The sequence below is a fragment of the Streptomyces sparsogenes subsp. cuspidosporus genome, from assembly GCF_039532705.1.
Taxonomy (GTDB): domain Bacteria; phylum Actinomycetota; class Actinomycetes; order Streptomycetales; family Streptomycetaceae; genus Streptomyces; species Streptomyces sparsogenes.
The window spans coordinates 29,393-55,622 of sequence record NZ_BAAASD010000039.1; the positions used below are offsets into that span (position 1 = coordinate 29,393).

Consider the following 26,230-nt stretch of genomic DNA (forward strand, 5'->3'; position numbering starts at 1 on the left):
CCGCCCCCGGCCACCTCCCGAGAGCCCGAAGGGGCCGCCCGCCAACTGTCCCGGCGGTGCGGCCCCTTCGCCCGTTCCCTCGACTACGGCGCGCTCACGGCGCGATGCGGTCCAGGACGATCGGGTCGGCCGTGAACTCCGTCCCCGGCGGCGCGTAGCTCACCGCCCCCGCGAGCGCCTCCAGCGCGTAGTCGAACTTCTCCGGCGTGTCCGTGTGCAGCGTCAGCAGCGGCTCGCCCTGCCGTACCCGCTCCCCCGGCTTGGCGTGGATCTCCACGCCCGCGCCCGCCTGCACCGGGTCCTCCTTGCGGGCGCGGCCCGCGCCGAGGCGCCAGGCGGCGAGGCCGACCGCGTACGCGTCCAGGCCGGTCAGCACGCCGGTCGACTCGGCCGTCACCACATGGCGCTCGCGGGCGACGGGCAGCGGCGCGTCCGGGTCGCCGCCCTGCGCGGCGATCATGCGGCGCCAGTGGTCCATCGCGGAGCCGTCCGCGAGCGCCTTGGCCGGGTCGGCGTCCGGCAGGCCCGCCGCGTCCAGCATCTCCCGGGCGAGGGCGAGGGTGAGCTCGACGACATCGGCCGGGCCGCCGCCCGCCAGCACCTCCACCGACTCGCGGACCTCCAGCGCGTTGCCCGCCGTGCGGCCGAGCGGGGTGGCCATGCCGGTGAGCAGGGCGACCGTACGGACCCCGTGGTCGGTGCCCAGCCCCACCATCGTGGCGGCCAGCTCCCGCGCCGAGGCCAGGTCCTTCATGAAGGCCCCCGAGCCGACCTTCACGTCCAGCACCAGCGAACCGGTGCCCTCGGCGATCTTCTTCGACATGATGCTGCTCGCGATGAGCGGGATCGACTCCACGGTCCCGGTCACATCGCGCAGCGCGTACAGCTTCCGGTCGGCGGGCGCGAGCCCCTCGCCCGCCGCGCAGATGACGCAGCCGACGTCCCCGAGCACGCGCAGCATCTCCTCGCCCGAGAGCTTCGCCCGCCAGCCGGGGATGGCCTCCAGCTTGTCGAGCGTGCCGCCGGTGTGGCCGAGGCCGCGCCCGGAGAGCTGCGGCACGGCCGCGCCGCAGGCGGCCACCAGCGGGGCCAGCGGCAGCGTGATCTTGTCACCCACGCCGCCGGTCGAGTGCTTGTCGGCGGTCGGGCGCGGCAGGGAGGAGAAGTCCATGCGCTCGCCGGAGGCGATCATCGCGGCGGTCCAGCGGGCGATCTCCGCGCGGTCCATGCCCTGGAGGAAGATCGCCATCGCGAGCGCGGACATCTGCTCGTGGGCGACCTCCCCGCGCGTGTAGGCGTCGATGATCCAGTCGATCTGGGCGTCGGTGAGACGGCCGCCGTCGCGCTTGGCGCGGATGACGGAGATGGCGTCCATGGTGGATGCGGGCCTTTCGGGGATGCGGGCGCCGAAGCGCCCAGAGCAGCTCAGCGTTCCAGGTTGTCGCGCCCGAACGCGTCCGGGAGGAGTTCGGCGAGCGGGCGGATGCCCGAGGCGGTGTCCACCTGGAGTTCGGGGCCGCCGTGCTCCCACAGCAGCTGGCGGCAGCGGCCGCAGGGCATCAGCACCGCCCCGTCGCGGTCGCAGCAGGTGAAGGCGGTCAGACGGCCGCCGCCCGAGGCGAACAGGGCGGAGACCAGGCCGCATTCGGCACACAGCGCCACGCCGTACGCCGCGTTCTCCACATTGCAGCCGGTCACCGTGCGGCCGTCGTCGACCAGCGCGGCCGCGCCCACCGGGTAGTGGGAGTACGGGGCGTAGGCCCGGGACATCACGTCCCGGGCCTGCGCGCGCAGCGCTTCCCAGTCGACCGGCGCGCTCGCGGTCGGGGTCGCGCCCGTGTTCATCATCCGCCTCCCTTGTAGTACGGCTGCCCCGCCGCCTTGGGCGCACGCAGCCGCTGCGCGGACAGCGCCAGGACCAGCAGCGTGGCGATGTACGGGGCCGCCGTCACGAACTGGCTCGGCACCTCCTCGGTCAGCGAATACCAGACCAGCAGCAGCGCCGAGAACGCCGCGCCGATGACCCCGGCCAGGTACTTCTTCCGGTACAGCTGCCACAGCGCGACCAGCGCGAGCACGAACACCAGGAACAGCAGCAGCGCGTGGACGTTCGTACCGCCGGAGCGCAGGTTGAGGCTGTCGGTGTAGCCGAACAGGCCCGCGCCCATGGCGAGGCCGCCCGGCATCCAGTTACCGAAGATCATCGCGGCCAGGCCGATGTAGCCGCGGTTCCCGGTCTGGCCCTCCTGGTAGATGTTGGAGGCCACCTCGGCCAGGAAGACGCCGCCGAGCCCGGCGAACCCGCCCGAGATGATCACCGCCAGGTACTTGTAGCGGTAGACGTTGACGCCCAGCGACTCCGCCGCCACCGGGTTCTCCCCGCAGGACCGCAGCCGCAGGCCGAACGAGGTCCGCCACAGCACCCACCAGGTGAACGGCACCAGCAGCAGCGCCACCACGGTGAGCAGCGACAGCTCCGTCACCACACCGCCGACGAACCCCGCGAGGTCGGAGACGAGGAACCAGTGTTTGCCGTTGAGGGTCTTCATCGCGTCCGACAGCCCCGGCACGGTGATGTCGGTGATCGGATCGATGGTCGGGGACTGCCGGGCGCTCTTGGAGCCCTCGGCCTCCAGGAAGGTGAAGTTGGACAGATAGCGGGTGACGCCGACGGCGAGGATGTTGATCGCCACACCGGAGACGATGTGGTTGACGCCGAACGTCACGGTGATCACGGCGTGCAGCAGCCCGCCGAGCGCGCCGCCGAGGATGCCGAGCACCACCCCGGTCCACGGCCCCCACTGGTATCCGGCCCAGGCGCCGAACCAGGTGCCGAGGATCATCATGCCCTCGAGGCCGATGTTGACCACGCCGGCCCGCTCGGCCCACAGACCGCCGAGCCCCGCCAGGCCGATCGGGATGGCGAGCTCCAGCGCGCCCGAGACCTGGCCCACGGAGGTGATGTCGTCGGCGCCGGTGATCATCCGGACCACCGAGGCCAGGACCACGGCGCCCGCGACGATCAGCAGGACGACGGGCAGGGACAGCTTCCGGCGCACCGGGTTCTTGGGCTGCGGCTTCGCGGTATCGACAGCAGTGGTCGTACTCACGCGCCATCCCCCCGCTCAGTCTCGGCGCGCTCCCCCGCGCGGGCTTCCTTCGTCACTGCTCGCTCCTTCGTCGCTGCGCGGCTCCTCAGTCCAGCCCGCGCAGCGCGCCAAGACTCGCTCATACGGGCACCTCCTCACGGGTCGTCGTGGCGCGGGCCGCGGCGGCGAGTTCCTCGCCGACCTTCCGCTGCTGGCGGCGCAGGGCGTACCGGCGAACGGTTTCGTAGGAGACGACCACGGAGATCACGATCAGGCCCTGCATGATCGTGGCGATCTCCTTCTCGTAGCCGTTGTAGTCCAGCGTCGAGGCCGTCTTGTCTAGGAACGCGATCAGCAGCGCGCCGAAGGCGATGCCGACCGCGTTGTTGCGGCCGAGGAGGGCGATGGTGATGCCCGTGAAGCCGATGCCGGTCTGGAAGTTCAGGCTGTAGGTGTGCGAGTCGCCGAGCAGCACCGGCATGCCCGCCAGGCCCGCCACCGCGCCGGAGATCAGCATGCTGGTGAGCACCATGCGCTTGGCGTCGACACCGCTGGCGGCCGCCGCGCTCTCGCTGGCGCCGGTCGCGCGCAGGTCGAAGCCGAACCGGGTGCGGTTCAGGACCAGCCAGTACGCCACGCCGCAGCCGATCGCGACGAACACGAAGCCGTAGACGTCACCGGCCACATCGCTGACGTGGATGCCCGGGAACCAGGAGGAGGAGGGCAGGTCACCGGTGGTGAGGTTGTTGCTGCCCTTGGGCTGCACGCCGAACTGCTCGGGCAGGATCAGATACGCGATCAGGCTGGTGGCGATCGCGTTGAGCATGATCGTGGAGACGACCTCGCTCACGCCCCGGGTGGTCTTGAGGATGCCCGCGATGCCCGCCCAGAAGGCGCCCACCAGCATGGCGACGATCACGATCAGCGCGATGTTCAGCGGGCCGGGCAGGCCGGCGTTCGCGCCGACCAGGGCGGCGGCCATGGCCGCGAGCCGGTACTGGCCGTCCACGCCGATGTTGAACAGGTTCATCCGGAAGCCCACGGCCACCGCGAGGGCGGCCAGGTAGTACGAGCTCGCCTGGTTGATGATCAGCACCTGGACGTCGGCGTTGGCCGCGTACTCGAACATCAGCGTGTACGGCTCGAACGGGCTCTTGCCCGACGCGAGCAGCACCACGGAGGTCAGCACGACCGCCACGACCAGCGCCAGCACCGGGCCGGCCGCGGCCAGCAGCAGCCGGTCGCGGCTGAACCGCTTGCCCGCGCCGCCGCCGGTCGCCCCGGCGGTCGCCCCGCCGGTCGCCTTGCCCGCGCCGCCGCCGGTCGCCTTGCCCGCGCCGTCCGCGCCGCTGGTCGCCCCGGCGGTCGCGCCGCCGGTCGCCGTGTCCGGCTTCGCCTCGTCGGTCTTCTTCATCGCGCCGCCCCCTCCTCGGCGAGGTGTTCCAGATGGCCCGTGGCCGCGCCGGTCATCGCCGAGCCCAACTCCTCGGGGGTGATGGTCGCCGGGTCCGCGTCCGCGACCAGCCGGCCGCGGTAGATGACCCGCAGGGTGTCGGACAGGCCGATCAGCTCGTCCAGGTCCGCGGAGATCAGCAGGACGGCCAGGCCCTCCCGGCGCGCCTCGCGGATCTGGTCCCAGATCTGCGCCTGCGCGCCGACGTCCACGCCGCGGGTGGGGTGCGCGGCGATGAGCAGCCGCGGGTGGTGGCTCATCTCCCGCCCCACGATGAGCTTCTGCTGGTTGCCGCCGGACAGCGAGGCCGCGGTGACCTCGATGCCGGGGGTGCGCACGTCGTACTCGGTGACGATCCGCTCGGTGTCCGCCCGGGCGCCCTGGAGGTCGAGCCAGAAGCGGCCCTTGCCCTTGGTGTTGGGGCGCTCGGTGACGTGGCCGAGGATGCGGTTCTCCCACAGCGGCGATTCCAGCAGCAGGCCGTGGCGGTGCCGGTCCTCGGGGATGTAGCCGACGCCGCCCTCGCGGCGGCGGCGGGTGGGCCAGCCGGTGATGTCCTCCTCGCCGAGGAGGATGGTGCCGCTGTCGGGCTTGCGGGTGCCGACCAGCGCGTCGATCAGCTCGGTCTGGCCGTTGCCCTCGACGCCGGCCAGGCCCAGCACCTCGCCCTTGCGGATGGTGAAGGTGATGTCGTCCAGCACGGTGCGGGCGCCGTGCTCGGCGTCCTCCGTGGTCAGCGTGACCCCTTCGACCCGCAGCATCGGCACATCGGTGACGGTGGACTCGCGGGTCTCGGGCGAGGGCAGTTCGCTGCCGACCATCATCTCGGCCAGCTGCCGGGCGGTGACCTCGGAGGGGACGACGGAGCCGACCGTCGTACCGCGCCGGATGACGGTGATGTCGTCCGCGACGGACAGCACCTCGCCTAGCTTGTGGGAGATGAAGATGACGGTCAGGCCCTCCGCCTTGAGCTCGCGGAGGTTGTCGAAGAGCGCGTCGACCTCCTGCGGGACCAGCACGGCGGTCGGCTCGTCCAGGATCAGCGTCCGGGCGCCCCGGTAGAGGACCTTGAGGATCTCCACGCGCTGGCGGTCGGCCACGCCCAGATCCTCGACGAGGACGTCGGGGCGCACCCCGAGGGCGTACGCGTCCGAGATCTCCTTGATCTTCGCGCGGGCCTTCCCGCCGATGCCGTACAGCTTCTCGGCGCCGAGCACGACGTTCTCGAGGACGGTGAGGTTGTCGGCGAGCATGAAGTGCTGGTGCACCATGCCCAGGCCCCGGGCGATGGCGTCGGCGGGGCTGTGGAAGGAGACCTCTTCGCCGTCGACCGCGATGGTCCCCTCGTCCGGCTTGTGCATGCCGTAGAGGGTCTTCATCAGGGTGGACTTGCCCGCGCCGTTCTCGCCGACGATCGCGTGCACGGTGCCCTTGCGGACGGCGATGTGGATGTCGTGGTTGGCGACGACGCCGGGGAAACGTTTGGTGATCCCGCTGAGTTCTACTGCGGGCGGACTGCTGGACGCGTTGATGGCGCACTCTCCTCGGAGAAGGAGTCTGGCGGTGATGAGGGGATCGCGGGGCGGCGGCGGGCGTCGCGAGGGGGCGTGGCGCCGGGTCGCACAGCGAGCGGGACCTGAGGTGGTGTGGCCAAAGCTCCCTCCCCAGGCCCCGCTCGACTGCTGCTCGGCGGTTCGAGTACCGCCCGATCGGCGGTTCGAGTACCGCCTTACGGCGTGGTCTTGACCTTGATCTCGCCGCTGATGATCTTCTTCTTCGCGGCCTCGACCGCCTCGACCACCTTGGTCATCTTCTGGTACGCCGGGTTGGAGTCGGCCAGGCCGACGCCGCCCGTCTTCAGGCCGTAGCGCACCGTGCCGGACTGCGGCTTGCCGTCCTTGACGGACTTGATGAGGTTGAAGACCGCGTCGGAGACGCCCTTGGTCGCGGAGGCCAGGATCTTGTCCTTGACCTTGACCAGACCCGCCTGCTTGTACTGGTCCATGTCGACGCCGATGGCCCACTTGCCGCGCGCGGCCGCGGCCTCGATCACACCGGTGCCCGCCTTGCCCGCGGACTGGTAGATGACGTCCGCGCCCGCGTCGAGCTGGCCGTTGGCGGTGCTCTTGCCGAGGTCGGGCTTCTTGAAGCCGCTGTAGTCCGGCGGCTGGGTGAGGTACTGGACCTTCACCTTGACCGACTTGTCGGTGTCGTGGACGCCCTGGACGTAACCCGCCTCGAACTTCTTGATCAGCGGGTTCTCCACACCGCCGACGAAGCCCACCGTCTTGCTCTTGCTCGTCAGGGCGGCCGCCACGCCCGCCAGGTAGGAGGCCTGCTCCTCGTTGAACACCATGTTGACCACGTTCTTGGCGTGGACGGTGTCGTCGTCGACGAGGCCGAAGGTGACCTTGGGGTACTTCTTGGCCACCTCCTTGACCGCCGGCGCGTAGACGAATCCGACGGCGATGACCGGGTTGTGCCCCTCGCGGGCCAGCTCGGTCAGGCGCTGCACCTTGTCGGCGTCGGACTCGCCCTCCGACGGCTCCTGGTCGTCGACCTTGACGCCGAGTTCCTTCTCGGCCTTGGCCAGGCCGGCGTACGCGGCGTCGTTGAAGGACTGGTCACCACGGCCGCCGACGTCATAGGCGATGGCGGCGCCCTTGTCCTTCTTGGAGTCGGAGGAGCTGCCACCACAGGCTGTGGTGGTGAAAGCGAGAGCCGCGATGCCTATGCCCGCGACGGCGATGCTGGATACCCGGCGCACGAGGGTTCCCCTTCGGCTTGAGCGCCTCCTTCGGCGCTGGTTTCGCCGCATCGTAACGCGCGTAGATGGCAGATAAAGGCGCGTCCGGAAGCCGTTATCGGATCGTCGCGAATCTGACTTGTCCCGGGGGCCTCCGGGACATGTCGATCAGGCGAAGTCGCGTCTCAGCCGAGCAGGGCCGCGGCGGTGAACAGCTCCACGCCAACCTCGATCGCTCCCTCGTCCACGTCGAAATCGCCGCGGTGCAGATCGCGCCGGGCGGTGTCGCCGACCCCGCGGACCCCCAGCCGCGCCATGGCGCCGGGGACGTGCTCCAGATACCAGGAGAAGTCCTCGCCCCCGAGGCTCTGCTCGGTGTCCTCCACCGCGTGCGGCCCGCGGCGGGTCTCCATCGCGCGGCGCAGCAGCTCGACCGAGCTCGCCTCGTTCACCACGGGCGGCACCCCGCGGACGTAAGTGATCTCCGACTTGGCGCCGTGCAGGGTCGCGATCTCGTCGACGGCGGCGTGCACCAGGTCGGGCGCCTCCCGCCAGGCGGGGAGGTCCAGACAGCGGACCGTGCCGGACAGCTCGGCGTGCTGCGGGATGACGTTGCAGGCGTGGCCCGACTCCACCCGGCCCCAGGTGACGGCCAGGCCCGAGCGGGTGTCGACCCGGCGGGACAGCAGGGCGGGCACCTCCGTGATCACCTTCGCGGTGGCCGTCACCAGGTCGGTGGTGAGGTGGGGGCGCGCGGTGTGGCCGCCCGCGCCGTCGAGGGAGACCTCCAGCCGGTCGCAGGCGGAGGTGATCGCGCCGGTGCGCAGCCCGATGCGCCCCACCTCGACCTTGGGGTCGCAGTGCAGGGCGAGGATCCGGCCGACGCCGTCCAGCACGCCCGCCTCGACCGCGTCGGTCGCGCCGCCGGGCAGCACCTCCTCCGCGGGCTGGAACAGCAGCCGTACGGGGCGCGGCAGCCGGCCCTCGCGGGCCAGCTCCGCCAGCACCAGGCCGGCGCCGAGCACCACGGTGGTGTGCACGTCGTGGCCGCAGGCATGGGCGCGGTCGGGCACGGTGGAGCGGTAGGGCACGGACTTGGTGTCCGGGATGGGCAGCCCGTCGATGTCGGCGCGCAGCGCCAGCATGGGGAGCGCGGCGCCCTCGCCGGCGCCGCTCGCCGCGCCGATGTCGCAGATCAGGCCGGTGCCGGTGGGGAGCACGCGCGGCGTGAGGCCGGCCTGCTCCAGGCGCGCCTTGATGGCGGCGGTGGTGCGGAACTCGCGGTTGCCGAGCTCGGGGTGCATGTGGATGTCCCGCCGGAAGGCGATCAGTTCCGTCCGCAGGGCCTCGGGAAGCCGGCCGGGGAGCGCGAGGGCGTCCGCGGGGACGGCCTCGGGTGCGACGGCTTCGGAGGTGACAGCCTCGGCCTCGGCGACGACGGAACCGGTCTCGGGGGACATCAATTGCTTCACCCGATCAAGCGTAGAACGGCTGGTGGCGCGACCGGATGTCGATCAACAAAACTTCAACCCGTTCGGGGGACAGGAAACTGCCACCCCTGCGCATGATCGCCCTAGTCAGGGGGTATAACAGGCCTCTCATACGGCACGGGGTAGTGACGAGCGCCACATGGCGTACCGGTGGAGCCCTGACAGGAAGTTGCCTCCCCCGTCTCAGGATGTGGTCGCCGTCTCCCAGGCCTGCCCCTCGGCACGGGGGCGCGCCCTCGCAGCGGATACGGCCGTCGCTCCGCCTCTCTGAAGGGGAGGGAACGGCGGCCATCGGATCTACGGCCTACCAGCCGTGTACGGAGAAAGGCTCGCCCTTGAGGTAATGGGCGATGCCGAGGGCGTTGTACGGCACGGTGTCGGCCGGAAGCTCGTCGGGGCGGTGCCAGGAGATACCCGCGCACTTGTGGGGCTCGGCGTTGATAGGGTCGCCCTCCCACTCGGCGGTGGCGAAGAACCAGCCGACGCGGGGTTGGCCTTCGGGGTTCCGGTAGTGCATGACGTGTACGGGGCGGAGGGCAGCGGGGTCGATGCGGACGGCGACCTCCTCGAGGACCTCGCGCGCGACGGCATCGATGACGTTCTCGCCGGGGTCTACCTTGCCGCTGGGGAGATTGAGCAGGCCGTCGGCGTAGCCGGTGCCGGAGCGTTCGGCGAGGAGGAGGCGGCCGTCGCTCCGCTCCAGAATAATCATGACGTCGATGCGGCTTCATCCCTCCACTCGCCCCAGAGCCGCCATCGGAGGACCACGTGCATCGCCGTCGCTTCTGTGGCGCAGCCGCAGCCACTGTCGCCGCCGCCCCTCTGAGGGGCGCACGACCGGCCGTAGGAACATCAGACGTGATCCGTAGCCGCAAGGGCTTGGACTCTCTCACCACCCTGGACCAGAGCCGCGGGGGACACTCCGCGTTGGAAAAGGCCGCACTCGCCGGCGCACAAGAAGCCCTCGAATTGCAGAGGCGGGCAGCGACCCAACGAATCAGGCAACGCCTGTTCAGCGTGGCCGCCGACTACACCGCCGCCGCTGCATGGTCGTGCATCGACGCCCGCCAGCTCGACAGAGCCAAGGGTCACCTGGACGAGGCCCTACGGCTGGCAGGAATGGCACAGGACCCAACGGCACAAATGCGAGTGTGGAACGCCACAGCCCTACTTGCCCACCAGCGGCGGGAGTACGGCGAAGCGCTCGCCGCCGCCCAAGCCGCGCAAACAACGGCCATCACCCGACGGGATCCGCTGTTCGGCTCCCTCGCTCACGCGCGCACCGCCATCGCCCACGCCAATTTAGGCCACGGCCAAGCAGCCCGGCGTTCCCTTGGATACGCGGAGGACGCCATGGCCAAAGCCGAGAAGCAGCCTCGACCGGGCTGGGTGGGCTTCTACAGCCCCGCAGAGCTGAACGCCTTGGCAGCGATCGTTTATGACAGGATCGGGGCCCCTGTGAAGGCGGAAGCAGCGTCTTACCGGGCTCTGGCCACGCTCCCCGAGAAGTATCGCCGCAACCGGGCCATGACCGTCGCCCGTCTCGCGCTCGCCCAGGTCCACCAGGGCGAGATCGACCAGGGATGCGCCACGACTGCGGAGGTCTTCGACCTGATGGCCGGACATCCTCTCCCGGGGCGGCTGCGCGTGGTGCTGGGCGACTTCCACCGCGACCTTTTCACCCTCGCGCCGAGCGCCACCGTGGCGCGAGAGTGGGCCGACCGATACCAATCCGAATGGAGCACTACGTGACCGCGGCACACGTCGTCCTACGCCACTACACTCACGATGACCTCGGAGCGATCCGGCAGGTTCTCTTGGATGTCCACGCGGACGCCTACGCGGACCGGATGGATGAGCCATTCGTGCAGCGGTTCCCGTGGTTCGTGGACCATTGGGGAGGCAAACCCGGGTTCTCATGCGTCATCGGCTACGACGGTGACGAGCCGGTTGGGTTCACCTACGGCGCTCCTGCGGATCCAGGGCGGGAGTGGTGGCGTGGCTATCTCCAGCCCGTGCCGGCAGAGACTGCTACGTTCTCGTTGTCAGAGCTGATGGTGCGCCCGAAGTGGCGGAAGACCGGCGTGTCCCAGCGGCTCCACCAGACCCTCGTCGCCTCCCGTCCCGAGACCTTCGCCGTACTCACCGTGGACACCAAGCGCCCGAAGATCCAGGCACTCTACGAGTCGTGGGGGTATCGAAAGATCGGTGAGCAACAGCCGTTCCCCGACTCCCCGCTCTACGCCGTCATGCTCCGCGACCTGCAGGCCACCTGAGCCCTGCCGGGCTGCCCACGTCCGATCCTCACGACGTCGCCGCGGGCACCGAGCGCAGCCGGTGGGCGTCCCGGGCCGTGCCCGTGACCCCGGACAGGAAGCCCTGGGCGCGCGGCGAGGCGTCGCTCCTCAGCCAGGCGGGGTCCACATCGCAGACGGCGACCTTGACCCCGGTGCCCGAGAGTGCGAGCGGAAGCGTGTGCACGACGGTCGACGGGAAGCTCACGATCGTGTGGCCGATGGGGCCGCGGCGGGCTATCAGCTCCAGCGGCAGCTCCGGTCGTACGACCTCGAGGCCGATCTCGGCCGCCACCCGGTGGAGCTTCTCGGCGCTCTCGCGGCGGTGCGCGAAGTAGCGGGTCGCCCCGTGCGTACGGGCCAGGGTCGCGACCGCCTCCAGGTAGCGCTCCAGGTCGACCACCCCGGTCTCCACCAGGGAGGTGCCGACCAGGTCGGTGCCGCGGGTGAGGCGGGGCGGGCCGAAGCGGGCCCGGGTCCAGGCGAAGGAGTTGGCCGTGACGGTCACCCCGGCGGGGGGCTCGACGGGCATCGAGCTGAACACCTCGACCCGCCGGTCGCCGCCCGGGGTGAGCCGGCGGCGCGCGGTGGCGGACACCGGTGCGAAGACCATCTCGCGCGCCCCCCGGCCGGTGCCGCGCCGGTGCCAGCGCACCAGCGGCTCCCCGCTGGCCAGTTGGGAGACGAACTCCATGGTGGCCGTGCCGTCGTCGACGACGACCAGGTCCTGGGCGCGGGTCAGCGTCAGCAGCAGCTGCACATAGCGCGAGAACGGGTCGCCGATGACGATCCGCCCGGCGCGGCGCAGCGGGCCGCGCAGCCCCCCGATCGTCTTCAGCGGCGCGCCCGCCCCGCCGCGCGCGTCCTCCCACCGCACGGTGATGCCCTCGTCCCGCGCCAGCTCCGCCATGCGGCGCAGCTGACCGCGCGTCATCGGGTCGTGCGGCGAGAGCACCACGACCGTCAGCCCGTCGGCTCCGAGCCCGGCGGCCCCGAGCCCTTCCGGCGCGCTCGGCGACGGGCGGCCCCCGGGCGCCCCGCCGGCGGCCTGTTCAGGGCTCGGATCGCCTCCCCCGTCCGCGTACGCCCACTCCAGGACGTTCAGCAGCTGGACCGGGCTCTCGACGAAGGCGAGGGTGGCCCCGGCTTCGGGGCCCGCGGGCCCCTCGGGACGCTTCGCGCCGTCCCGGGACAGGGCCCGGAAGCGGCGGGCGGCCACCGAGGAGTCACGGGGACCCGCCGCTTCCGGGCATGGGCCGGGCTGACCGGCCGGTGAGTTCACGGCAGACGGCTCCTTGGCCTCTCAGACCCCGACCGGTTCGCGCTCGGCGCTCTGGACCGCGTCGGCCTCGCCCTCGGCGACGACGCCCGCGACGCGGCGCAGCTTCTTCATCGGCCCCAGCTCGCTCTCGTAGACCTTCTTGACGCCGTCGCCCAGCGACTCCTCGATGGTGCGGATGTCGCGGACCAGGCGCTGCAGGCCCTGCGGCTCGACCGAGGCGGCCTGGTCGGAGCCCCACATGGCGCGGTCCAGGGTGATGTGGCGCTCGATGAAGGTCGCGCCGAGCGCGACGGCGGCGAGGGTGGTCTGCAGGCCGGTCTCGTGGCCCGAGTAGCCGATCGGCACGTTCGGGTACTCCGCCTGGAGCGTGTTGATCACGCGCAGGTTGAGCTCCTCGGCCTTGGCCGGGTACGTCGAGGTGGCGTGGCAGAGCAGGATGTTCTCGCTGCCCAGCACCTCCACCGCGTGGCGGATCTGCTTGGGGGTGGACATGCCGGTCGACAGGATGATCGTGCGGCCGGTCGCTCGCAGGGCGCGCAGCAGCTCGTCGTCGGTCAGCGAGGCGGAGGCCACCTTGTGGGCGGGCACGTCGAACTTCTCCAGGAAGGCGACGGCCTCGGTGTCCCAGGGGGAGGCGAACCAGGCGATGCCGCGCTTCTCGCAGTGCTCGTCGATCGCGCGGTACTCGTCCTCGCCGAACTCGACGCGGTGCCGGTAGTCGATGTAGGTCATCCGGCCCCAGGGGGTGTCCCGCTCGATGTCCCACTGGTCACGCGGGGTGCAGATCTCCGGGGTGCGCTTCTGGAACTTGACCGCGTCACAGCCGGCGTCGGCGGCAACGTCGATCAGCTTGAACGCGTTCTCCAGGTCGCCGTTGTGGTTGATGCCGATCTCACCTGTGACGTAGACCGGGTGGCCGGGGCCGGCGATCTTGTCGCCGAGCGTACGGAGGCGATTGTTGGAGCTCACTTAAGACAGTTCCTTTCCGAGAATCCACGAGGCGATCTCGCGGATCGCACCGTCCCCTCCGGGCGTGGAGGTGACCGCGCGTGCGGCGCCGCGCACGACGTCGTGCGCACCGGCGACCGCCACGGGCCAGCCGACGAGGCCGAAGCACGGGAGGTCGTTGACGTCGTTGCCGACATAGAGCACGCGCTCAGGCGCGATGCCCTGCTCCTCGCACCACTGCTTCAGCGCGAGGTCTTTCCGGTCGATGCCGTGCAGCACGGGGACCCGCAGCTTGCGGGCGCGTGCGGCGACGACCGGGTTCTGCTCCGTGGACAGGATCAGCAGCGCCAGCTCAGCGCGGCGCAGGGCGGCGATCCCGAGCCCGTCGCCGCGGTGCACGGCGACGAGTTCGCGTCCTTCGGAGTCGATCAGCACCCTGTCGTCGGTCTGGGTGCCGTCGAAGTCGAGTACCACCGCGTCGATGTCGTCGCGGGTGGGGAGCGCGCCGGGGCGCGGGGCGTCGAGGAGCGGCGCGAGGGCGCGGGCGCGCGCCAGGTCGTGCGGGTCGTCGATCTCCAGGACGCGGGCGGCGTCGGTGCGTATCAGCGCGGTGCGGCCGAAGAAGCGGTGCCGCTCGGCGCGGAACCCGTCCACCCGCATGGCGTACGCGGCACCGGTCTCCAGCAGGTCCTGCGGGCGGTCCTGGCGGCGCGGCCGGTACGACTTGTCGTGGTTGACGCCGTACCCGCCGTCGGCCGCCTCCCCCGCCGCGCCGGCCCCGTCGGCCGCGCCCTCGTCGATCCCGTCTTCGGCGTCCCGCCAGACGAAGCCGTGGAACGGGGCGACGGTCAGCGCGGTGTCCGCGCCGTCGTCCAGCACCGCCCCGGCGACGCCGTCCACGTCCTCGCGGGCGATGAACGGGCTGGTGCACTGGACCAGCAGCACGACCTCCGCGGTGATCCCGTGCGTCGCCTCGTACGCGTCGAGCGCGTGCAGCACGGCGGCCTCGCTGGTCGCGGTGTCCCCCGCGATGGCGGGCGGCCGCTGCACGACCTCCGCGCCCGCGCCGCGGGCCACGGCGGCGATGCCCGGGTCGTCCGTGGAGACCACCACGTCCGTCACCCGGCGGCTGGCCAGGCACTCCCGGACGGCGCGCGCGACCAGCGGCACGCCCCCCACGGCGGCGAGGTTCTTGGCGGGCACGCCCTTCGATCCGCCACGGGCGGGGATCACGGCGACCACGCGCCGGTCGGAGGGGGACATGGCGGCTCCTTCAGTGCCTTCTGCGGCTTCTGCGGCTTCGGGGTTCTGGGGTGCGGGGCGGGCGGCCGCCGGCAGCGCTCCCCCAGCTACCGCTGGGAGGTGCCCCCTGCTCACAGCTCGCCCATCCGGCGGATCACCGGCGCCACCCGCTGGACGCCGTGCCGGTAGGCGCCGCGCGCCGCCTCCCGCATGGTGTTGCGCACGACCCGCCGCAACCCGCTGACCTGCACCGCCTCCCCGGCCGACGCGCCCGGCCGGGGCCGGCCGTCCGGCTCGAGGCCGTACCGGGCGAGCCGCGCGGGCAGATAGCCGGGCGCGGTGGTCCGCGTGTAGTAGGGGGCCAGCGGCGGCAGTTCGTCCGCCGCGGCCAGCTCGGCGACCCGCTGCCGCGCCGCGTCGAACGCCGTCTCGTACGCGCCGTCGGCCGCCACGCCCTGGCGGCTCACCCACTCGGGGTCCGGCTCGGGCAGATGGCCGGCGTCGAGCTGGTCCCAGGAGGCGAGGCAGCCGGAGCCGAGGAAGTGGTGGTTGCCCAGCACCTCGCGCACCCCGAGATCGGTGAGCACGGCGGTCGGGATGCCTCGGTGCAGGGACTCCAGGGCGGCCGTGGAACTGACCGTGACCAGCAGGTCCGTGGTGTCCAGGACCTCGCCCATGTTCCCGTAGGCGAGGCGGAAGTTCTCCGGCACGTCGTCGCCGAGCTTGCCGACCAGCTTCTGGTACGGCAGCTCCTCGATGTGGGTGGTGTGCTCCCCGGGCTTGCTGCGCAGCTTGACCAGCACCTCGCGGTCCGGGTGCGCCCGGGCGTGCCGCACGGCGCGGCGCAGCAGGTACATCCGGTCGGCGCGGTTGTCCGGGACGGACGGCTGGACGGCGAAGACCACGGTGCCGCCGGGGTGGGCGCGCCGCTCGCGCGCCTTCTCGTCGTACGGGGCGCCGCCGAGGAACGGCAGCGCGCACTCCACGACGCTGTCCGCCGAGGCGCCGACGCCGGTGTAGACGTCGCGGAACCGCTCGGCGTCATGGCGGGAGTTGGCGAGCACCACGTCCGCGCCGTGCCGCAGCAGCAGGCCGTCGGCGAGCTTCTCGTAGACCACGCCCACATAGCCGGTGACCACGACCGGGCGGCGCGCGGCGCCCTCCCAGGCGCGGGCGAGGCCGTGCAGCATGGCCTGGACGGCGCCGCCGACCAGGGAGAGCACGATCACGTCGTACCGCTCGCGGTCCACCGCCGAGACGAACTCGACGCCCGTCACCTCGCGCAGCGAGTCCGCGCGCACCCCCACCTCGGCCAGCTGGCGGACCGTGGGCGTCGCCCGGCCGCGCAGCAGGAAGCCGTCCATGCGGCGGGGGGAGGCGGAGTCCAGGTCCTCCGGTACGAGGCGGTGCGCGGTGAGCGCGCCCCATTTCCACCGGGTGTCGGAGTCCGCCAGCACGGCGACTCGTAGCGGAGAATTGGTAGGTGAGGGCACGTCGCTGACGCTAGGAAGCGATTTCGATTCGCGGCCCAACACAGGAGCAACAAAGGGTTAACAGCACATCGCCGATTGGAGAATCGGCTGCTCAGCGCGGCTGGTTAACCGTCCTGACGTTCTTCGTTCACCTTTACGTACACCCCTCGTCAAGACGAATGCCAGACGGCGACCTACCGTCACGCGAGTGGTTAAGCTCTCCGTCATCGTGCCGTTCTACAACGTGCAGACCTATGCCCCCGATACGCTGCGAAGTCTGCGCGCGAACGCGCGCGACGACTTCGAATTCATTCTCGTCGACGACTGCGCCACCGACGGGACGCCGGAGATCCTGGAGCGCGCCGAGCGCGACCTTCCGGGGGCCGTCTACGTACGGCACGAGCAGAACGGCGGGCTCGCCACCGCGCGCAACACGGGCCTGGACGCGGCCCGGGGCGAGTACCTCACCTTCCTCGACGGCGACGACTGGCTCGCGCCCGGCTACTACGAGCAACTGCTCGCCGCGATCGAGGAGTTGGACTGCGACTTCGTGCGCACCGACCACGTCCAGTGCACCGGGCGGGCGCGCTCCATCCACCGCGTGCCGCACGGCCGCCGGGGCGTCGTGATGAACCCGCGCGACGCCATCCTCCCCGCCGACCGCTCCACCTCCGTGGACTACGCCTTCGCGTGGGCGGGCATCTACCACCGCCGCCTGCTCGACCAGGGCCTGCTGCACTTCACCCACGGGCTGCGCACCGCCGAGGACCGGCCGTGGATCTGGAAGCTGCACCGGGAGGCCGGCTCCTTCGCGGTGGTCGGCCTGCTCGGCGTCTTCTACCGGCGCGGCGTCGCCTCCTCGCTGACCCAGATCGGCGACGTACGGCAACTCGACTTCATTCGCGCATTCGATCAGGTAATCGAGGAAACGGCCCGGGACCGGGACGCGGACACGCTTCTCCCGAAGGCCGTCCGCACCTATTGCGCGATCATTTCCCATCATCTCGGCAACATCGAAAGGTTCGAGCCGACCGTGGCCAGGAAACTGCGTTCCATGTCCGCGGCCGCGCTGAAGCGCATGCCACAGGACGTACTGAAAGAAGCGCTGGACTCGATGGACCACGAGCGCGCGGCCCGGCTGCGCAGGCTCAAGCGCCGCGCGGGGACGGAGGTGGCGGCCTGATGTCCGCCTTCCCTCAAGGCCCGCAGAGCCACCAGGCGCCGCAGAGCCACCAGGGCCCCCAGGGCCCGCAGAGCCCCCACACGGCCCGCGCGTCCCGCGCGCCCCGCGGCTCCCGTAAGCGGACGCAGATCTTCCTTGCCTCCACGCTCTACGGCGTCGCCACGATCGCGGCCGCCCTCGACGCGGACCGCATCGGCCCGGCCGACCGCCGCCTGCTGCTGGTCAGCAACAACGCCGCCACGCCCGAGACCACGCCCTCCCTCGACGAGATGCCCGGCTTCGAGCGGCTGCGCGGCCGCTTCGACCGCGTGCTGTCCTGGAACGAGACGATCAGCCCCTTCCACCCGGGCGGCTGGTCCCCGCGCGCCGACGACGCCCCGCTGTGGGAGCGCCATCTGCGGCTGCTGTGGAACCTGGGCGACGACGACATCGAGATCGTCCTGGAGTCCATCCAGGTCAACCCGGCCCTGGCGATCGCCAACGTCTTCCAGGGCGCGCCCATCGACGTCTACGCCGACGGGCTGATGAGCTACGGCCCCACCCGCAACAAGCTCGACCCGCTGATCGGCACCCGCGTCCGCCGCCTCCTCCACCTCGACCTCGTCCCCGGCCTGCGGCCGCTGCTGCTCACCGAGTTCGGCGTCGAGGCGGAGATCGTCCCGACGGACGTCTTCACCAAGGTGCTCGCCGAGATCGCCGACGCCGCCCCGCGCGGCGTCGCCTCCGCCAGCGAGCGGATCGCCACGGGCGTGGGCCCGGCCCTGATGCTCGGCCAGTACCTCTCCGCGCTCGACATCCTCACCCCGCAGGAGGAGGAAGAGCTGCACGTGCGGATGTTGCGCGGCGCCGTGGCCCTCGGCCACCGCAGCGTCGTGTTCAAGCCGCACCCCACCGCGCCGGCCCGCTGGTCGCGGATGCTGGAGAAGAAGGCCGCGGAGCTGGGCGCCGAGCTGACCATCATGGACACGCCCGTCCTCGCCGAGGTGCTGTACCAGCGGATGTCCCCGGCCCTGGTCATCGGCTGCTTCTCCACCGCGCTGCTCACCGCGAGCGTCTTCTACGGGCTGCCGGTGGCCCGGATCGGCACCGAGGTGCTGCTGGAGCGGCTGACCCCCTACCAGAACAGCAACCGCATGCCGGTCACCATCGTCGACGCGCTGCTGCCCGACCTGGAGGACCACCAGGCCGTCGCCGCGTGGACCCCGCCCACGGACGAGCGCACGGGGCAGCGGCTGACCGGGCTGGTCACGGCCGTCGGTTTCGCCATGCAGGCCAAGATCTACCCGTCGCTGCGCCCCGCCGCCGAGCGCTATCTGACCGCCCATCTGGACGCGAACACCTGGCGCTACTTCAAGCGGCGCCGCCTGACCGCGCTGGCCCTGCCCGGCGCGGTCCCGTCCCAGCTCGCGTTCATCCCGCGCAACGAGACCGTACGCCGCGTCGCCCGGCGGGCGCGCGCGCTCAAGCGGTCGGCGCTGAAGCGGGCCGCCACGGGGTGAGCCGGGGGCGGGGACACATCGGACGGCTTTTGAGCGAGCGACGAGTGCGAAGGAACGGGAACGGCGCGATGACCACGGGCAGAGAGCTGGGCCGAATACGCCCACCGCGGCGAATACCCCGGGAGGGAAATGGGGCAATACGGAACGGGAAGACGCGGAACGGGGTGGGCGCATGACCGCGACCGCCGGCGCACCGGCCACCCCGTCCGCCGCCCCGTCCGCCACCCCGCCCACCGGCCCGGCGACCGGCCCCGGCGGCGGCCCGGCCGACACGGTGGGTGACATGGTGGGCGACGCGGGCCCGACATACGCCGCGTCCCCCGGATCCCCCGCATCCCCCACTTCCGTCGGATCCCCCGCATCCCCCACTTCCCCCGGATCCCCCGCATCCCCCACTTCCCCCGGATCCCCCACCGTCGCCCTCCCCCTGCCGCCCGCCCTCCCCCAGACCCCCGCCCCCGCCCCCGCGCCCGCGCCCGCCCCCGCCGCCGAGGGCTCGGGCCCCGCGCGGCGCGGGCCCGTACGCCTCCGCGCGCTGGACGGGCTGCGGCTGCTCGCCGCGCTCATGGTGGCCGCGTACCACTACGGCGGCCGGGACGGGGAGATCAGCCAGGCGTGGGGCACCTCGCCCCGCGAGCAGTTCCCCACCGCCTCCAGCTACTTCGCGTACGGCTGCCTCGGCGTCCAGATCTTCTTCGTCATCAGCGGCTTCGTGATCTGCATGAGCGGCTGGGGGCGCCCGCTGCGCTCCTTCTTCGCCTCCCGGGTCTCGCGGCTCTACCCCGCCTACTGGGCCGCGATCCTCATCGTCACCGCCGTCTTCGCGCTGCCCTGGGTCGCGTACAAGTCGGTCTCGCCCAGCGACACCCTCGTCAACCTCACCATGCTCCAGCAGCCCCTGGGCGCCGACCGTGTCCTGGGCGTGTGCTGGACGCTGTGGGCCGAGCTGCGCTTCTACGCCCTCTTCGCGCTCTTCGTCGTCCTCCCGGGCGCGGGCCGTCAGCGCGTCGTGCTCTTCTGCGCCGTGTGGACCCTCGGCGCGGCCCTCGCGGAGGCCGCGAACCAGCCGCTCCTCGACCTGGTGCTGATGCCCGAGTACGCCCCCTTCTTCATTGGCGGCATCGGCCTCTACCTGATCCACCGCTACGGCCACGACGCACTCGCCTGGGGCATCGTCGGCATCAGCTTCCTCATCGGCCAGCACTACGCGGTGGCCGAGCTGTGGCACGCGCCGAATCCTTCCTTCTTCTCCTACCGCTCGACGCTCGGCATCGTGGCCCTCGTCGCCTTCGGCTTCCTGGCCGTCGCCCTGATCGCCCTGGGGAAGTTCCAGTGGGCCAACTGGCGCTGGCTGACGCTGGCGGGCGCGCTCACCTACCCCTTCTACCTGGTCCATGAGCACCTCGGCTGGGTGGTCGTGGGAGTGCTCCACCGCGAGCTGGGCCTCCCCTCGTACGCCACCCTGGCCCTCACGATCCTGCTGATGCTGGCGCTCGCCTGGCTGCTCTACCGCTTCGTGGAGCAACGGCTCACGCCCGTCATCAAGAAGTCGCTGACGGCGGTCCGGGTGCGCTGACCCGCGAGGCATCCCCGGGCTCGGCGTCCCGGGCCCGGGCGTTCCCGGCCTGTGCGACCCCGCCCGTACGACCCCGGCCCGTACGACCCCGCCCGTACGACCCCGGCCCGTACGACCCCGGCCCGTGTGTCACGTCACCGCGCATCCGGCCGACGCGGTCATCTCTCGCGCGAGATCATCCGGGCATGGAATTCCTCTGCTACCACCGCGACCGGCCCGGATCCCTGGCGCTACGACACGAGTTGCTCGAAGAGCACTGGTCCTACATGGACGGCTACGCGAAGGAGATGATCGCCCGCGGCCCGACCTTCGCCGACGACGGCGAGACCCTCACCGGCAGCCTGCACATCGCCGACCTGCCCGACCCGGCCGCCGCCCGCGCGTTCGCCTTCGACGAGCCGGGCTACCAGGCCGGCGCCTACCGGGACGTACTGCTGCGCCGGTGGCGCAACACGCTGGGGCGCACCATGTGGGACTTCCCCGGCGGCGCGACCGGCGGCAACCGGTATCTGGTGCTCGGTCTCGGCGCGGGGCGGGCCGCCGCCGACCTCGACCTGCCGCCCGACCGGGATGAACTGATCGCCTACGGCCCGCTGCTGTCCGACGACGGCACCACCTGGCTCGGCACCGCGGCCCTGGTCCGCGCGCCGTCCCCGGACGCGGCGCGCGCCCTGCTGACCCCGGACCGGTACGCCGCCATCGAGGCGCACAACTGGCGGTTCGGCGGGCGGGGTTGAACCGCGTGGTCGGAGGGGAATGGACGGTCGAGAGCCGCGTGCTCGATCATGGCCGGTTCGTTTCGCGCCGGCGATTCGGAGCAAGAAGAAGGAACCGATGAAGAACACCTTACGGGCCCTGCTCGTGCCGGTGGCGGTCGCCGCCGCCACCGCCCTGCCGGTCTCCACGGCCCACGCGGCCGAGGGCTACGACCGATGTCCTGACGGCTACTACTGCATGTTCTCCGGCCTCGACGGCACCGGCGACATGATCAAGCTGAAGGGCAGCACGCCGGACCTGGCGGCGCTCGGCATGGACGACCGGGCCAAGTCGGACTGGAACCGGACCCCTTCCACCATCTACCTCTGGTCCGACGCGAACTACGCCGGCTGCGCCGTCGTCACCTCCGCCGGCCCGACCGGCAAGGGCAACTTCTACCCCGACTACCGGGACTTCATCAGCTCGGTGGGCTTCGACGGCCCCGGCGGCCAGAGCTGCGGCACCCCGCCCGGCGAAGACGGCTGATCTCGGCGGCTCTCCACGTACCTCAGCCCCCGCCCCCGCGCCCTGGCCCGGATCGGATCCCGGTCCGGGCCGGTGCCCCTGACGTCGAGCATCGACTCGCCGCAGGGCTGCTGTCGCTATCGCGGCACGGACGAGGGGACACCCGGAACGGGAACGCCACCGGACCACAGCTCCTCCGCGTGTTCCACGAAGCGAGAGAACATCCCCGCGTCACCATGGCGTCGCAGATGCATCAATGGCGAATCGTGGCCGACGAGCCGCGCCAAGTGCGGCGTGACGAGTGCGTCATCGTCGAAGCGGAAGACCGAGAGGGAGACGTGGTTCATGGCATCAGCCGATGCGGAGAACCGCGCTTCCAACCCCTGCACCTGACCTATTTTGGCGAGTTGCTCCAGGGTCATCTTGATGCGGCTGGAGACCGTAAGAGCAACGTCCTCGATGGCTTCCCGCTGCCGGGTTACCGATCCGTCCGGATCGCCGAGCAGGAAGCGGACTCGGCATCCGCTCTGTGCTTTCCTCCGCAGCGTCTCAGGAAGAGCGGGCACCTGCGTCCAGAGGAAGTACGACGTGAAGCCGCCGAAGAACAAGTCATCGTTCGCCCCGGCGATTAGGTCGGCCCAGACCGTTGAAGGGCAAGCCGACCTGTAGGCGTAGCTTTGGACAAGCTCCCGGTCGCCGCCGGTCTTCAGGCGGTCCCTCACAGCTTTCGGCCACAGCATCTCTGCGTCAACTCCCAACACCTCGGAGGCATCTACCCGGTTCCTGGCGTGCGGGATCAGCTCTTCGTCCGCGATCCACCGCTCAACGGTCTTGCCGGACACCCCCACCCGGATAGCGAGCTGTCTCGGTGACAGCCCAGCGGACTCGATAGCTGACCGTAAGGCCGTGTTCAAGGGTCCCCCCGAGGACGTTTGGGCGTTTTCCACGGTAGCGCTGATACATCCCAACCGTCCTCGCTTTGGGCAGCGATACGTCCGCTTTGGGCGGCCAAGCTTTGGCCGCGAAGGGCATGTCCACCAGTGTCTTAGGAGCTGATGACGTGATCGACCCGGTCCTGTGTGCACTCGAATGGGTGAAAGCAGTCTGCGCTAACAGCGAGTTCGCGGGGGTGGCGCAGTGACCCAGATGAACCGCCTGCGGCTGCTGCCATGGGCCGGCCCGGAGGGCAAGCCGTGTTTTCTGGCCCCGGACGGGAATCACAGCGAGCTGAGCCGATGGGCGGACGAGGTCGAGGCCCTACAGCTCGCCATAGGAGCTGAACTACTGAGCCACGCTCGTGCGTTGCTGGGCCACCGGAAGGCGGGGGCGCAAGAACTGCGTTTCCTGGCGGAGCGGCTGTGCGAGGCGCTGCATGACGTGCTGCGGGTTGCTGAGAGCAGGGGCGGGCGCCTGTCCGTGCACGAAGACGACGGCGATGGTGGCCTCGGCCCCGCGCCTGAGTGCGGCGGGGTTCGGCATGACCGACTGGCAGATCGGGCCCGTGCCGGGGCGGGGGCTGCGCCGCACGGCGGATGGGGAACTCGCACTACCGCTGCACATCAGCAGCGGCGGACGGCACCGAGCCATCGCACAATTGGTGCTGACCCCCGCCGAGGCGGAGCAGTTGCATGCGGCGCTGTGCTACGCGCTCGGTGAGCAGCCTCCGCCCACCCCCGCTCCTGAGTGCCGGCGGCCGGTCCACTACCCGGGCGGCCGACAGCGGTACTGACGGGGGCGTCCAGGCCAGCGCGCGGGAGGCCCAGCAAGTGCGTTTGGGGCTCCCCGACGGGGCACAGAGACGCGGCCGACAGCGCTTACGGCTTGCGAGCAAGCACGGCGTGAATGCAGGAGTCGGCCTCGTCTCCCGGCAAGGCGTCCGGCGTCGCACGCGCCTCGGTTTCCGGGCGCCAACGGTTGGTGGGGACGATGCCGGGAGGGAGGATCTCCAATCCGGCCCCTTCCAGGAATCCCGCGATGGTGGCCTTGCCGCGGGGTGTGACGGCCATCCCGCCTTCCGCGTACAAGGAGGTCAGGAGTTCCACGGTGCGCCGGTCGCCGTCGTAGTCGTAGGTGCCCTGCGAGAAGACCACATGGCTGCCGCACGGCAGCTCTTCGACCAGCCGCTCGATGATTCCGGCCGGGTCGTCCTCGTCCTCGACGAAGAGAAAGACCGAGGCGAGGAGCAGTGCGACCGGCTGGTCGAAGTCGATGGTCCCCCGCACGACCGGGGAGCGCAGGATCGACTCGGGCTCGCGCACATCGGCCGTGAGGCAGCCGACGCGGTCGTCTCCTTCCCAGCGGGCCGACAGGCTTGCCATGGCCGCCTCGTCCCGATCGACGTAGACGACCCTGGAGACCGGGTCGATGGCCTGCGCCACCTCGTGGACGTTCGGCGCGTGGTCCGGCCCGGAGCCGATGTCCAGGAACTGCCGGATGCCGTAGTGCTCGGCGACGGTGCGCACCGCTCGCAGCACGAAGAGACGCTGATTACGGGCGATGAGCCCGACGTTGGGCACTCGCCGCTGTATCCGTTCGGCCAGCGTCAGCCCCCGGTCCGCGCCGCCTTCCCGCTCCGGGCCGCCTTCCCCGTCGTCCAGGAAGTGCGCGTACAGCCGCGCCTCATGCGTGGCGGCTCGGGTGTCACGAGAAGTCATACGGCTCTCCAGGGGTGTCGTCCTCTTCGGCACCGCGGACACGTCAGCGGTGCCGAAACGGTCGGCACGATCCTGCCCGTGACCCGACGGACTCAGAGCTCGCTTTCGAGCCCGCCGACCGTTGACTTTCCCGGCAGGAAAGTGGGACCGTTACTTTCCTAACAGGAAAGTGAGGTCCCGTCATGGACAACATCACCCCGGAGCAGGCCCGCGCCGCTCTTGAGGCGGCCGACCGCGCGCGGCTGCTGGTGGCCGGGGAAGTCGGTCTGCCCCGTGGCTACTGGTGGGCGATGGCGGGCGGCTGGCTCCTGCTGGGGGTGCTGGGCACCGTGCTGCCGCCCTGGCCGGCCGGGATCGCGACCGCGGGTTTCGGCGTGGGCCACTCGGTGCTCGCGTCGCGCCTGCTCGACGGGCGCCGACGCACTGATCGGCTGCAGGTGAGCGCGGCGGTCGCCGGGCGGCGCGTCTCCCTGGTCGTGATCGGCATGCTGCTCGGGCTCGTCGGGGCCACCGTCCTCGCGGCGCTGGCGCTCCACGCCGACGGCGCCGGCCATGCCGGCATCTGGGCGGCGGTGATGGTCGCGGCGATCGTCGGGTTCGGTGGTCCGGAGATCCTGCGCGTGCTGCGCCGGTGGGCGCGGGCATGACGGAGGCACGATTCGACGAGCTGATCCACCCCATCACCCGCCTCTCCCTGGTCGCGACCCTGGCCGCGGCCGACTGGGCGGAGTTCGCCTTCCTCAAGGACCGGCTCCAGTTGTCCGACTCGGCGCTGTCCAAACAGCTCACGACGCTCGAAGAAGCCGGGTACGTCACCACGGAACGCCGCCTCAGCGGCGGCCGCCGAAAGGTACGCGCCCGGCTCACCAGCGCCGGCCGGGATGCCTTCAACGGCCACATCGCGGCCCTGCAAGCAGTCGTGGCGGACGCAGCGGCGCCACCCGAAGAGCCTCCGGCGTGAACTCCACCTGATCCAGCGGGCGGCCAGTTCGGTGCTCGGTCACGTAGTCGCGCAGGTCGTCACGGACGGCGTCGGGGTCCCGCTGCGGCGCGCAGGGTTTGCCCTGCGCGCCGCCCGCCACGCGCTGCCGGGGAGGGGCGCCGACGCCGTGTGACGCAGGTCGCATCCCGGGGTGTCACGTCTGCCGCCGGTGTCTTGTCCCATGGGCATGACTGACACCAGGAACGTGCTGCTGGCAGGGGCGAGCGGGGTGCTGGGGCGCCACGCCGCCCAGGCGCTCACCCGCTCCGGCTACACCGTGCTCGGCCTCGGCCGCGGCGCCGGGGCCGACATCACCGCTGATCTGATGGACCGCGACGGGTTGCTGCGGGCCGTGGACGGTCTCGAGGTGGACACCGTCGTGCACGCGGCCACCGCGCTGCGCAGGCCCCCGATGCGGCACAAGGACATGTACGCCACCGACGACCTGCGCGTCATCGGCACCCGCAACCTCATGGAGGCCGCCCGGGTGGTCGGGGCGCGGCGGGTCATCGCGGAGTCCATGGTGTTCGGGTACGGCTACCGCGACTTCGGCGACCGGGTGGTCACCGAGGACGCCGCCTTCGGGCCGGCCGGCGACAAGGCGGTCGAACGGCACCTGGAGGGCATGCGCGAGAAGGAGCGCATGATCCTGGGAGACGGCGGCATCGAGGGGATCTCCCTCCGCTTCGGGCTGTTCTACGGCGTCGGCGGCACCGAGGCGATGGTCGATCTCCTCCGGAAGAGGAAGCTTCCGTCGGTCGCCGACCACGGCCGTGTGCTGCCGTGGGTCAACCTCGTGGACGCGGGCGCGGCGGTGGCGCTGGCGGTCGAGGGCGGGCGCCCCGGGGAGGCGTACAACATCGTGGACGACGCGCCGATGGGCTTCGGGACCCATGTCGAAACGGTCGCCGCGGTCTTCGGCACCCCGAAGCCGATGCGCGCACCGGCCTGGCTGATGCGGCCGATGTCCTACGCGCACCGCATGGCGACCACCAGCATGCGGGTCTCCAATGCCAAGGCGAAGGCCGAGCTGGACTGGCGGCCGCGGTACGCGGACTGCCGCGCGGGCCTGACCGCTCTTGCCGCTGCTTGATCGCCG

Annotated in this window: 25 protein-coding genes; 11 read left to right on the forward strand and 14 right to left on the reverse strand. The window is 71.3% G+C overall.

All coding sequences use genetic code 11. From position 1 onward, the window contains the following. Positions 1 to 94: 94 nt before the first annotated feature. The 8 genes from ABFY07_RS32895 to ABFY07_RS32930 form a co-directional block, all read right to left on the reverse strand. The gene (locus tag ABFY07_RS32895) at positions 95 to 1,375 is read right to left on the reverse strand and encodes a thymidine phosphorylase (protein WP_065960536.1); all 1,281 of its coding nucleotides are present in this window, start codon (positions 1,373 to 1,375) and stop codon (positions 95 to 97) included. Positions 1,376 to 1,425: 50 nt separating this feature from the next. Then, the gene (locus ABFY07_RS32900) at positions 1,426 to 1,845 is read right to left on the reverse strand and encodes a cytidine deaminase (RefSeq protein ID WP_346178039.1); all 420 of its coding nucleotides are present in this window, start codon (positions 1,843 to 1,845) and stop codon (positions 1,426 to 1,428) included. Continuing rightward, positions 1,845 to 3,110, reverse strand: a complete 1,266-nt coding sequence (locus tag ABFY07_RS32905) for an ABC transporter permease (protein WP_346177994.1) — start codon at positions 3,108 to 3,110, stop codon at positions 1,845 to 1,847. The genes ABFY07_RS32900 and ABFY07_RS32905 overlap by 1 nt, the downstream gene beginning before the upstream one ends. Before the next feature lie 118 nt (positions 3,111 to 3,228). Then, on the reverse strand, positions 3,229 to 4,503 hold the full coding sequence (locus ABFY07_RS32910) for an ABC transporter permease (RefSeq protein ID WP_346177995.1): 1,275 nt from the start codon (positions 4,501 to 4,503) through the stop codon (positions 3,229 to 3,231). Then, entirely contained in the window at positions 4,500 to 6,110 is a 1,611-nt protein-coding gene (locus tag ABFY07_RS32915; RefSeq protein ID WP_346178040.1) for an ABC transporter ATP-binding protein, read from the reverse strand. Before ABFY07_RS32915 ends, ABFY07_RS32910 begins: the two co-directional genes overlap by 4 nt. Before the next feature lie 161 nt (positions 6,111 to 6,271). Next, on the reverse strand, positions 6,272 to 7,309 hold the full coding sequence (locus ABFY07_RS32920; protein WP_346177996.1) for a BMP family lipoprotein: 1,038 nt from the start codon (positions 7,307 to 7,309) through the stop codon (positions 6,272 to 6,274). A 164-nt stretch (positions 7,310 to 7,473) separates the two neighbouring features. Continuing rightward, the gene (locus ABFY07_RS32925) at positions 7,474 to 8,748 is read right to left on the reverse strand and encodes an amidohydrolase (RefSeq protein ID WP_346178041.1); all 1,275 of its coding nucleotides are present in this window, start codon (positions 8,746 to 8,748) and stop codon (positions 7,474 to 7,476) included. Between the two features lie 334 nt (positions 8,749 to 9,082). Then, a complete protein-coding gene (locus ABFY07_RS32930) occupies positions 9,083 to 9,490 on the reverse strand; it encodes an NUDIX hydrolase (RefSeq protein ID WP_346177997.1) in 408 nt (135 codons plus the stop codon). Positions 9,491 to 9,636: 146 nt separating this feature from the next. On the opposite strand from ABFY07_RS32930, the gene ABFY07_RS32935 reads away from it, so the two are divergent. Both ABFY07_RS32935 and ABFY07_RS32940 read left to right on the forward strand, forming a co-directional pair. Continuing rightward, positions 9,637 to 10,530: an NsdA family TPR-like regulatory protein gene (locus ABFY07_RS32935; protein WP_346177998.1), complete on the forward strand. Its 894-nt coding sequence runs from the start codon at positions 9,637 to 9,639 to the stop codon at positions 10,528 to 10,530. After that, positions 10,515 to 11,054 carry a GNAT family N-acetyltransferase gene (locus ABFY07_RS32940; RefSeq protein WP_346177999.1) on the forward strand — a complete coding sequence of 180 codons (540 nt, stop codon included), beginning with the start codon at positions 10,515 to 10,517 and terminating at the stop codon, positions 11,052 to 11,054. Before ABFY07_RS32935 ends, ABFY07_RS32940 begins: the two co-directional genes overlap by 16 nt. Positions 11,055 to 11,082: 28 nt before the next feature. On the opposite strand, the gene ABFY07_RS32945 is transcribed toward ABFY07_RS32940, so the two are convergent. The 4 genes from ABFY07_RS32945 to ABFY07_RS32960 form a co-directional block, all read right to left on the reverse strand. Continuing rightward, a complete protein-coding gene (locus ABFY07_RS32945) occupies positions 11,083 to 12,267 on the reverse strand; it encodes a hypothetical protein (RefSeq protein WP_346178042.1) in 1,185 nt (394 codons plus the stop codon). A gap of 108 nt (positions 12,268 to 12,375) precedes the next feature. Beyond that, positions 12,376 to 13,323 (reverse strand): N-acetylneuraminate synthase family protein, encoded by a 948-nt coding sequence (locus ABFY07_RS32950; RefSeq protein WP_346178000.1) that lies wholly within the window; start codon positions 13,321 to 13,323, stop codon positions 12,376 to 12,378. Continuing rightward, entirely contained in the window at positions 13,324 to 14,565 is a 1,242-nt protein-coding gene (locus ABFY07_RS32955) for a cytidylyltransferase domain-containing protein (protein ID WP_346178001.1), read from the reverse strand. Between the two features lie 110 nt (positions 14,566 to 14,675). Further along, positions 14,676 to 16,037, reverse strand: coding sequence for a DUF6716 putative glycosyltransferase (locus tag ABFY07_RS32960; protein ID WP_346178002.1), 1,362 nt, complete (start codon positions 16,035 to 16,037; stop codon positions 14,676 to 14,678). 187 nt (positions 16,038 to 16,224) lie between these two features. Here ABFY07_RS32960 and ABFY07_RS32965 point away from each other — a divergent pair, with 187 nt between their 5' ends. The 5 genes from ABFY07_RS32965 (at position 16,225) to ABFY07_RS32985 (ending at position 21,516) form a co-directional block, all read left to right on the forward strand. Continuing rightward, on the forward strand, positions 16,225 to 17,199 hold the full coding sequence (locus ABFY07_RS32965) for a glycosyltransferase family 2 protein (protein WP_346178003.1): 975 nt from the start codon (positions 16,225 to 16,227) through the stop codon (positions 17,197 to 17,199). Beyond that, the gene (locus ABFY07_RS32970; RefSeq protein ID WP_346178004.1) at positions 17,199 to 18,698 is read left to right on the forward strand and encodes a polysialyltransferase family glycosyltransferase; all 1,500 of its coding nucleotides are present in this window, start codon (positions 17,199 to 17,201) and stop codon (positions 18,696 to 18,698) included. Before ABFY07_RS32965 ends, ABFY07_RS32970 begins: the two co-directional genes overlap by 1 nt. 172 nt (positions 18,699 to 18,870) lie before the next feature. Then, positions 18,871 to 20,274, forward strand: coding sequence for an acyltransferase family protein (locus ABFY07_RS32975; protein ID WP_346178005.1), 1,404 nt, complete (start codon positions 18,871 to 18,873; stop codon positions 20,272 to 20,274). 185 nt (positions 20,275 to 20,459) lie between these two features. Then, entirely contained in the window at positions 20,460 to 21,011 is a 552-nt protein-coding gene (locus tag ABFY07_RS32980) for a YciI family protein (protein WP_346178006.1), read from the forward strand. A 97-nt stretch (positions 21,012 to 21,108) separates the two neighbouring features. Next, on the forward strand, positions 21,109 to 21,516 hold the full coding sequence (locus ABFY07_RS32985) for a peptidase inhibitor family I36 protein (protein WP_346178007.1): 408 nt from the start codon (positions 21,109 to 21,111) through the stop codon (positions 21,514 to 21,516). 116 nt (positions 21,517 to 21,632) lie between these two features. Here the strand turns inward: ABFY07_RS32985 and ABFY07_RS32990 are convergent, their stop codons facing one another. After that, entirely contained in the window at positions 21,633 to 22,235 is a 603-nt protein-coding gene (locus ABFY07_RS32990) for an XRE family transcriptional regulator (RefSeq protein ID WP_346178043.1), read from the reverse strand. Positions 22,236 to 22,972: 737 nt separating this feature from the next. Here ABFY07_RS32990 and ABFY07_RS32995 point away from each other — a divergent pair. Next, complete coding sequence (locus ABFY07_RS32995; RefSeq protein ID WP_346178008.1) at positions 22,973 to 23,224, forward strand: hypothetical protein; 252 nt, start codon at positions 22,973 to 22,975, stop codon at positions 23,222 to 23,224. A gap of 85 nt (positions 23,225 to 23,309) precedes the next feature. On the opposite strand, the gene ABFY07_RS33000 is transcribed toward ABFY07_RS32995, so the two are convergent. Then, positions 23,310 to 24,149: an SAM-dependent methyltransferase gene (locus ABFY07_RS33000; RefSeq protein ID WP_346178009.1), complete on the reverse strand. Its 840-nt coding sequence runs from the start codon at positions 24,147 to 24,149 to the stop codon at positions 23,310 to 23,312. Positions 24,150 to 24,331: 182 nt separating this feature from the next. Between ABFY07_RS33000 and ABFY07_RS33005 the strand changes: the two genes are divergently transcribed. From ABFY07_RS33005 to ABFY07_RS33015, 3 genes are all read left to right on the forward strand, one after another. Further along, positions 24,332 to 24,796, forward strand: coding sequence for a hypothetical protein (locus ABFY07_RS33005; protein WP_346178010.1), 465 nt, complete (start codon positions 24,332 to 24,334; stop codon positions 24,794 to 24,796). Beyond that, on the forward strand, positions 24,793 to 25,110 hold the full coding sequence (locus ABFY07_RS33010) for a transcriptional regulator (RefSeq protein WP_346178011.1): 318 nt from the start codon (positions 24,793 to 24,795) through the stop codon (positions 25,108 to 25,110). Before ABFY07_RS33005 ends, ABFY07_RS33010 begins: the two co-directional genes overlap by 4 nt. A 208-nt stretch (positions 25,111 to 25,318) precedes the next feature. Continuing rightward, positions 25,319 to 26,224: an NAD-dependent epimerase/dehydratase family protein gene (locus tag ABFY07_RS33015; RefSeq protein WP_346178012.1), complete on the forward strand. Its 906-nt coding sequence runs from the start codon at positions 25,319 to 25,321 to the stop codon at positions 26,222 to 26,224. Positions 26,225 to 26,230 lie beyond the last annotated feature (6 nt).

Coding starts and splice junctions, on each gene's coding strand:
- ABFY07_RS32990 (WP_346178043.1), bottom strand. CDS start 22,235: ATGCTGTGGCCGAAAGCTGTGAGGGACCGCCTGAAGACCGGCGGCGAC.
- ABFY07_RS32995 (WP_346178008.1), top strand. CDS start 22,973: ATGACCGACTGGCAGATCGGGCCCGTGCCGGGGCGGGGGCTGCGCCGC.
- ABFY07_RS32975 (WP_346178005.1), top strand. CDS start 18,871: ATGACCGCGACCGCCGGCGCACCGGCCACCCCGTCCGCCGCCCCGTCC.
- ABFY07_RS32970 (WP_346178004.1), top strand. CDS start 17,199: ATGTCCGCCTTCCCTCAAGGCCCGCAGAGCCACCAGGCGCCGCAGAGC.
- ABFY07_RS32895 (WP_065960536.1), bottom strand. CDS start 1,375: ATGGACGCCATCTCCGTCATCCGCGCCAAGCGCGACGGCGGCCGTCTC.
- ABFY07_RS32930 (WP_346177997.1), bottom strand. CDS start 9,490: ATGATTATTCTGGAGCGGAGCGACGGCCGCCTCCTCCTCGCCGAACGC.
- ABFY07_RS32910 (WP_346177995.1), bottom strand. CDS start 4,503: ATGAAGAAGACCGACGAGGCGAAGCCGGACACGGCGACCGGCGGCGCG.
- ABFY07_RS33000 (WP_346178009.1), bottom strand. CDS start 24,149: ATGACTTCTCGTGACACCCGAGCCGCCACGCATGAGGCGCGGCTGTAC.
- ABFY07_RS33015 (WP_346178012.1), top strand. CDS start 25,319: ATGACTGACACCAGGAACGTGCTGCTGGCAGGGGCGAGCGGGGTGCTG.
- ABFY07_RS33005 (WP_346178010.1), top strand. CDS start 24,332: ATGGACAACATCACCCCGGAGCAGGCCCGCGCCGCTCTTGAGGCGGCC.
- ABFY07_RS33010 (WP_346178011.1), top strand. CDS start 24,793: ATGACGGAGGCACGATTCGACGAGCTGATCCACCCCATCACCCGCCTC.
- ABFY07_RS32940 (WP_346177999.1), top strand. CDS start 10,515: ATGGAGCACTACGTGACCGCGGCACACGTCGTCCTACGCCACTACACT.
- ABFY07_RS32955 (WP_346178001.1), bottom strand. CDS start 14,565: ATGTCCCCCTCCGACCGGCGCGTGGTCGCCGTGATCCCCGCCCGTGGC.
- ABFY07_RS32925 (WP_346178041.1), bottom strand. CDS start 8,748: ATGTCCCCCGAGACCGGTTCCGTCGTCGCCGAGGCCGAGGCTGTCACC.
- ABFY07_RS32900 (WP_346178039.1), bottom strand. CDS start 1,845: ATGAACACGGGCGCGACCCCGACCGCGAGCGCGCCGGTCGACTGGGAA.
- ABFY07_RS32980 (WP_346178006.1), top strand. CDS start 20,460: ATGGAATTCCTCTGCTACCACCGCGACCGGCCCGGATCCCTGGCGCTA.
- ABFY07_RS32985 (WP_346178007.1), top strand. CDS start 21,109: ATGAAGAACACCTTACGGGCCCTGCTCGTGCCGGTGGCGGTCGCCGCC.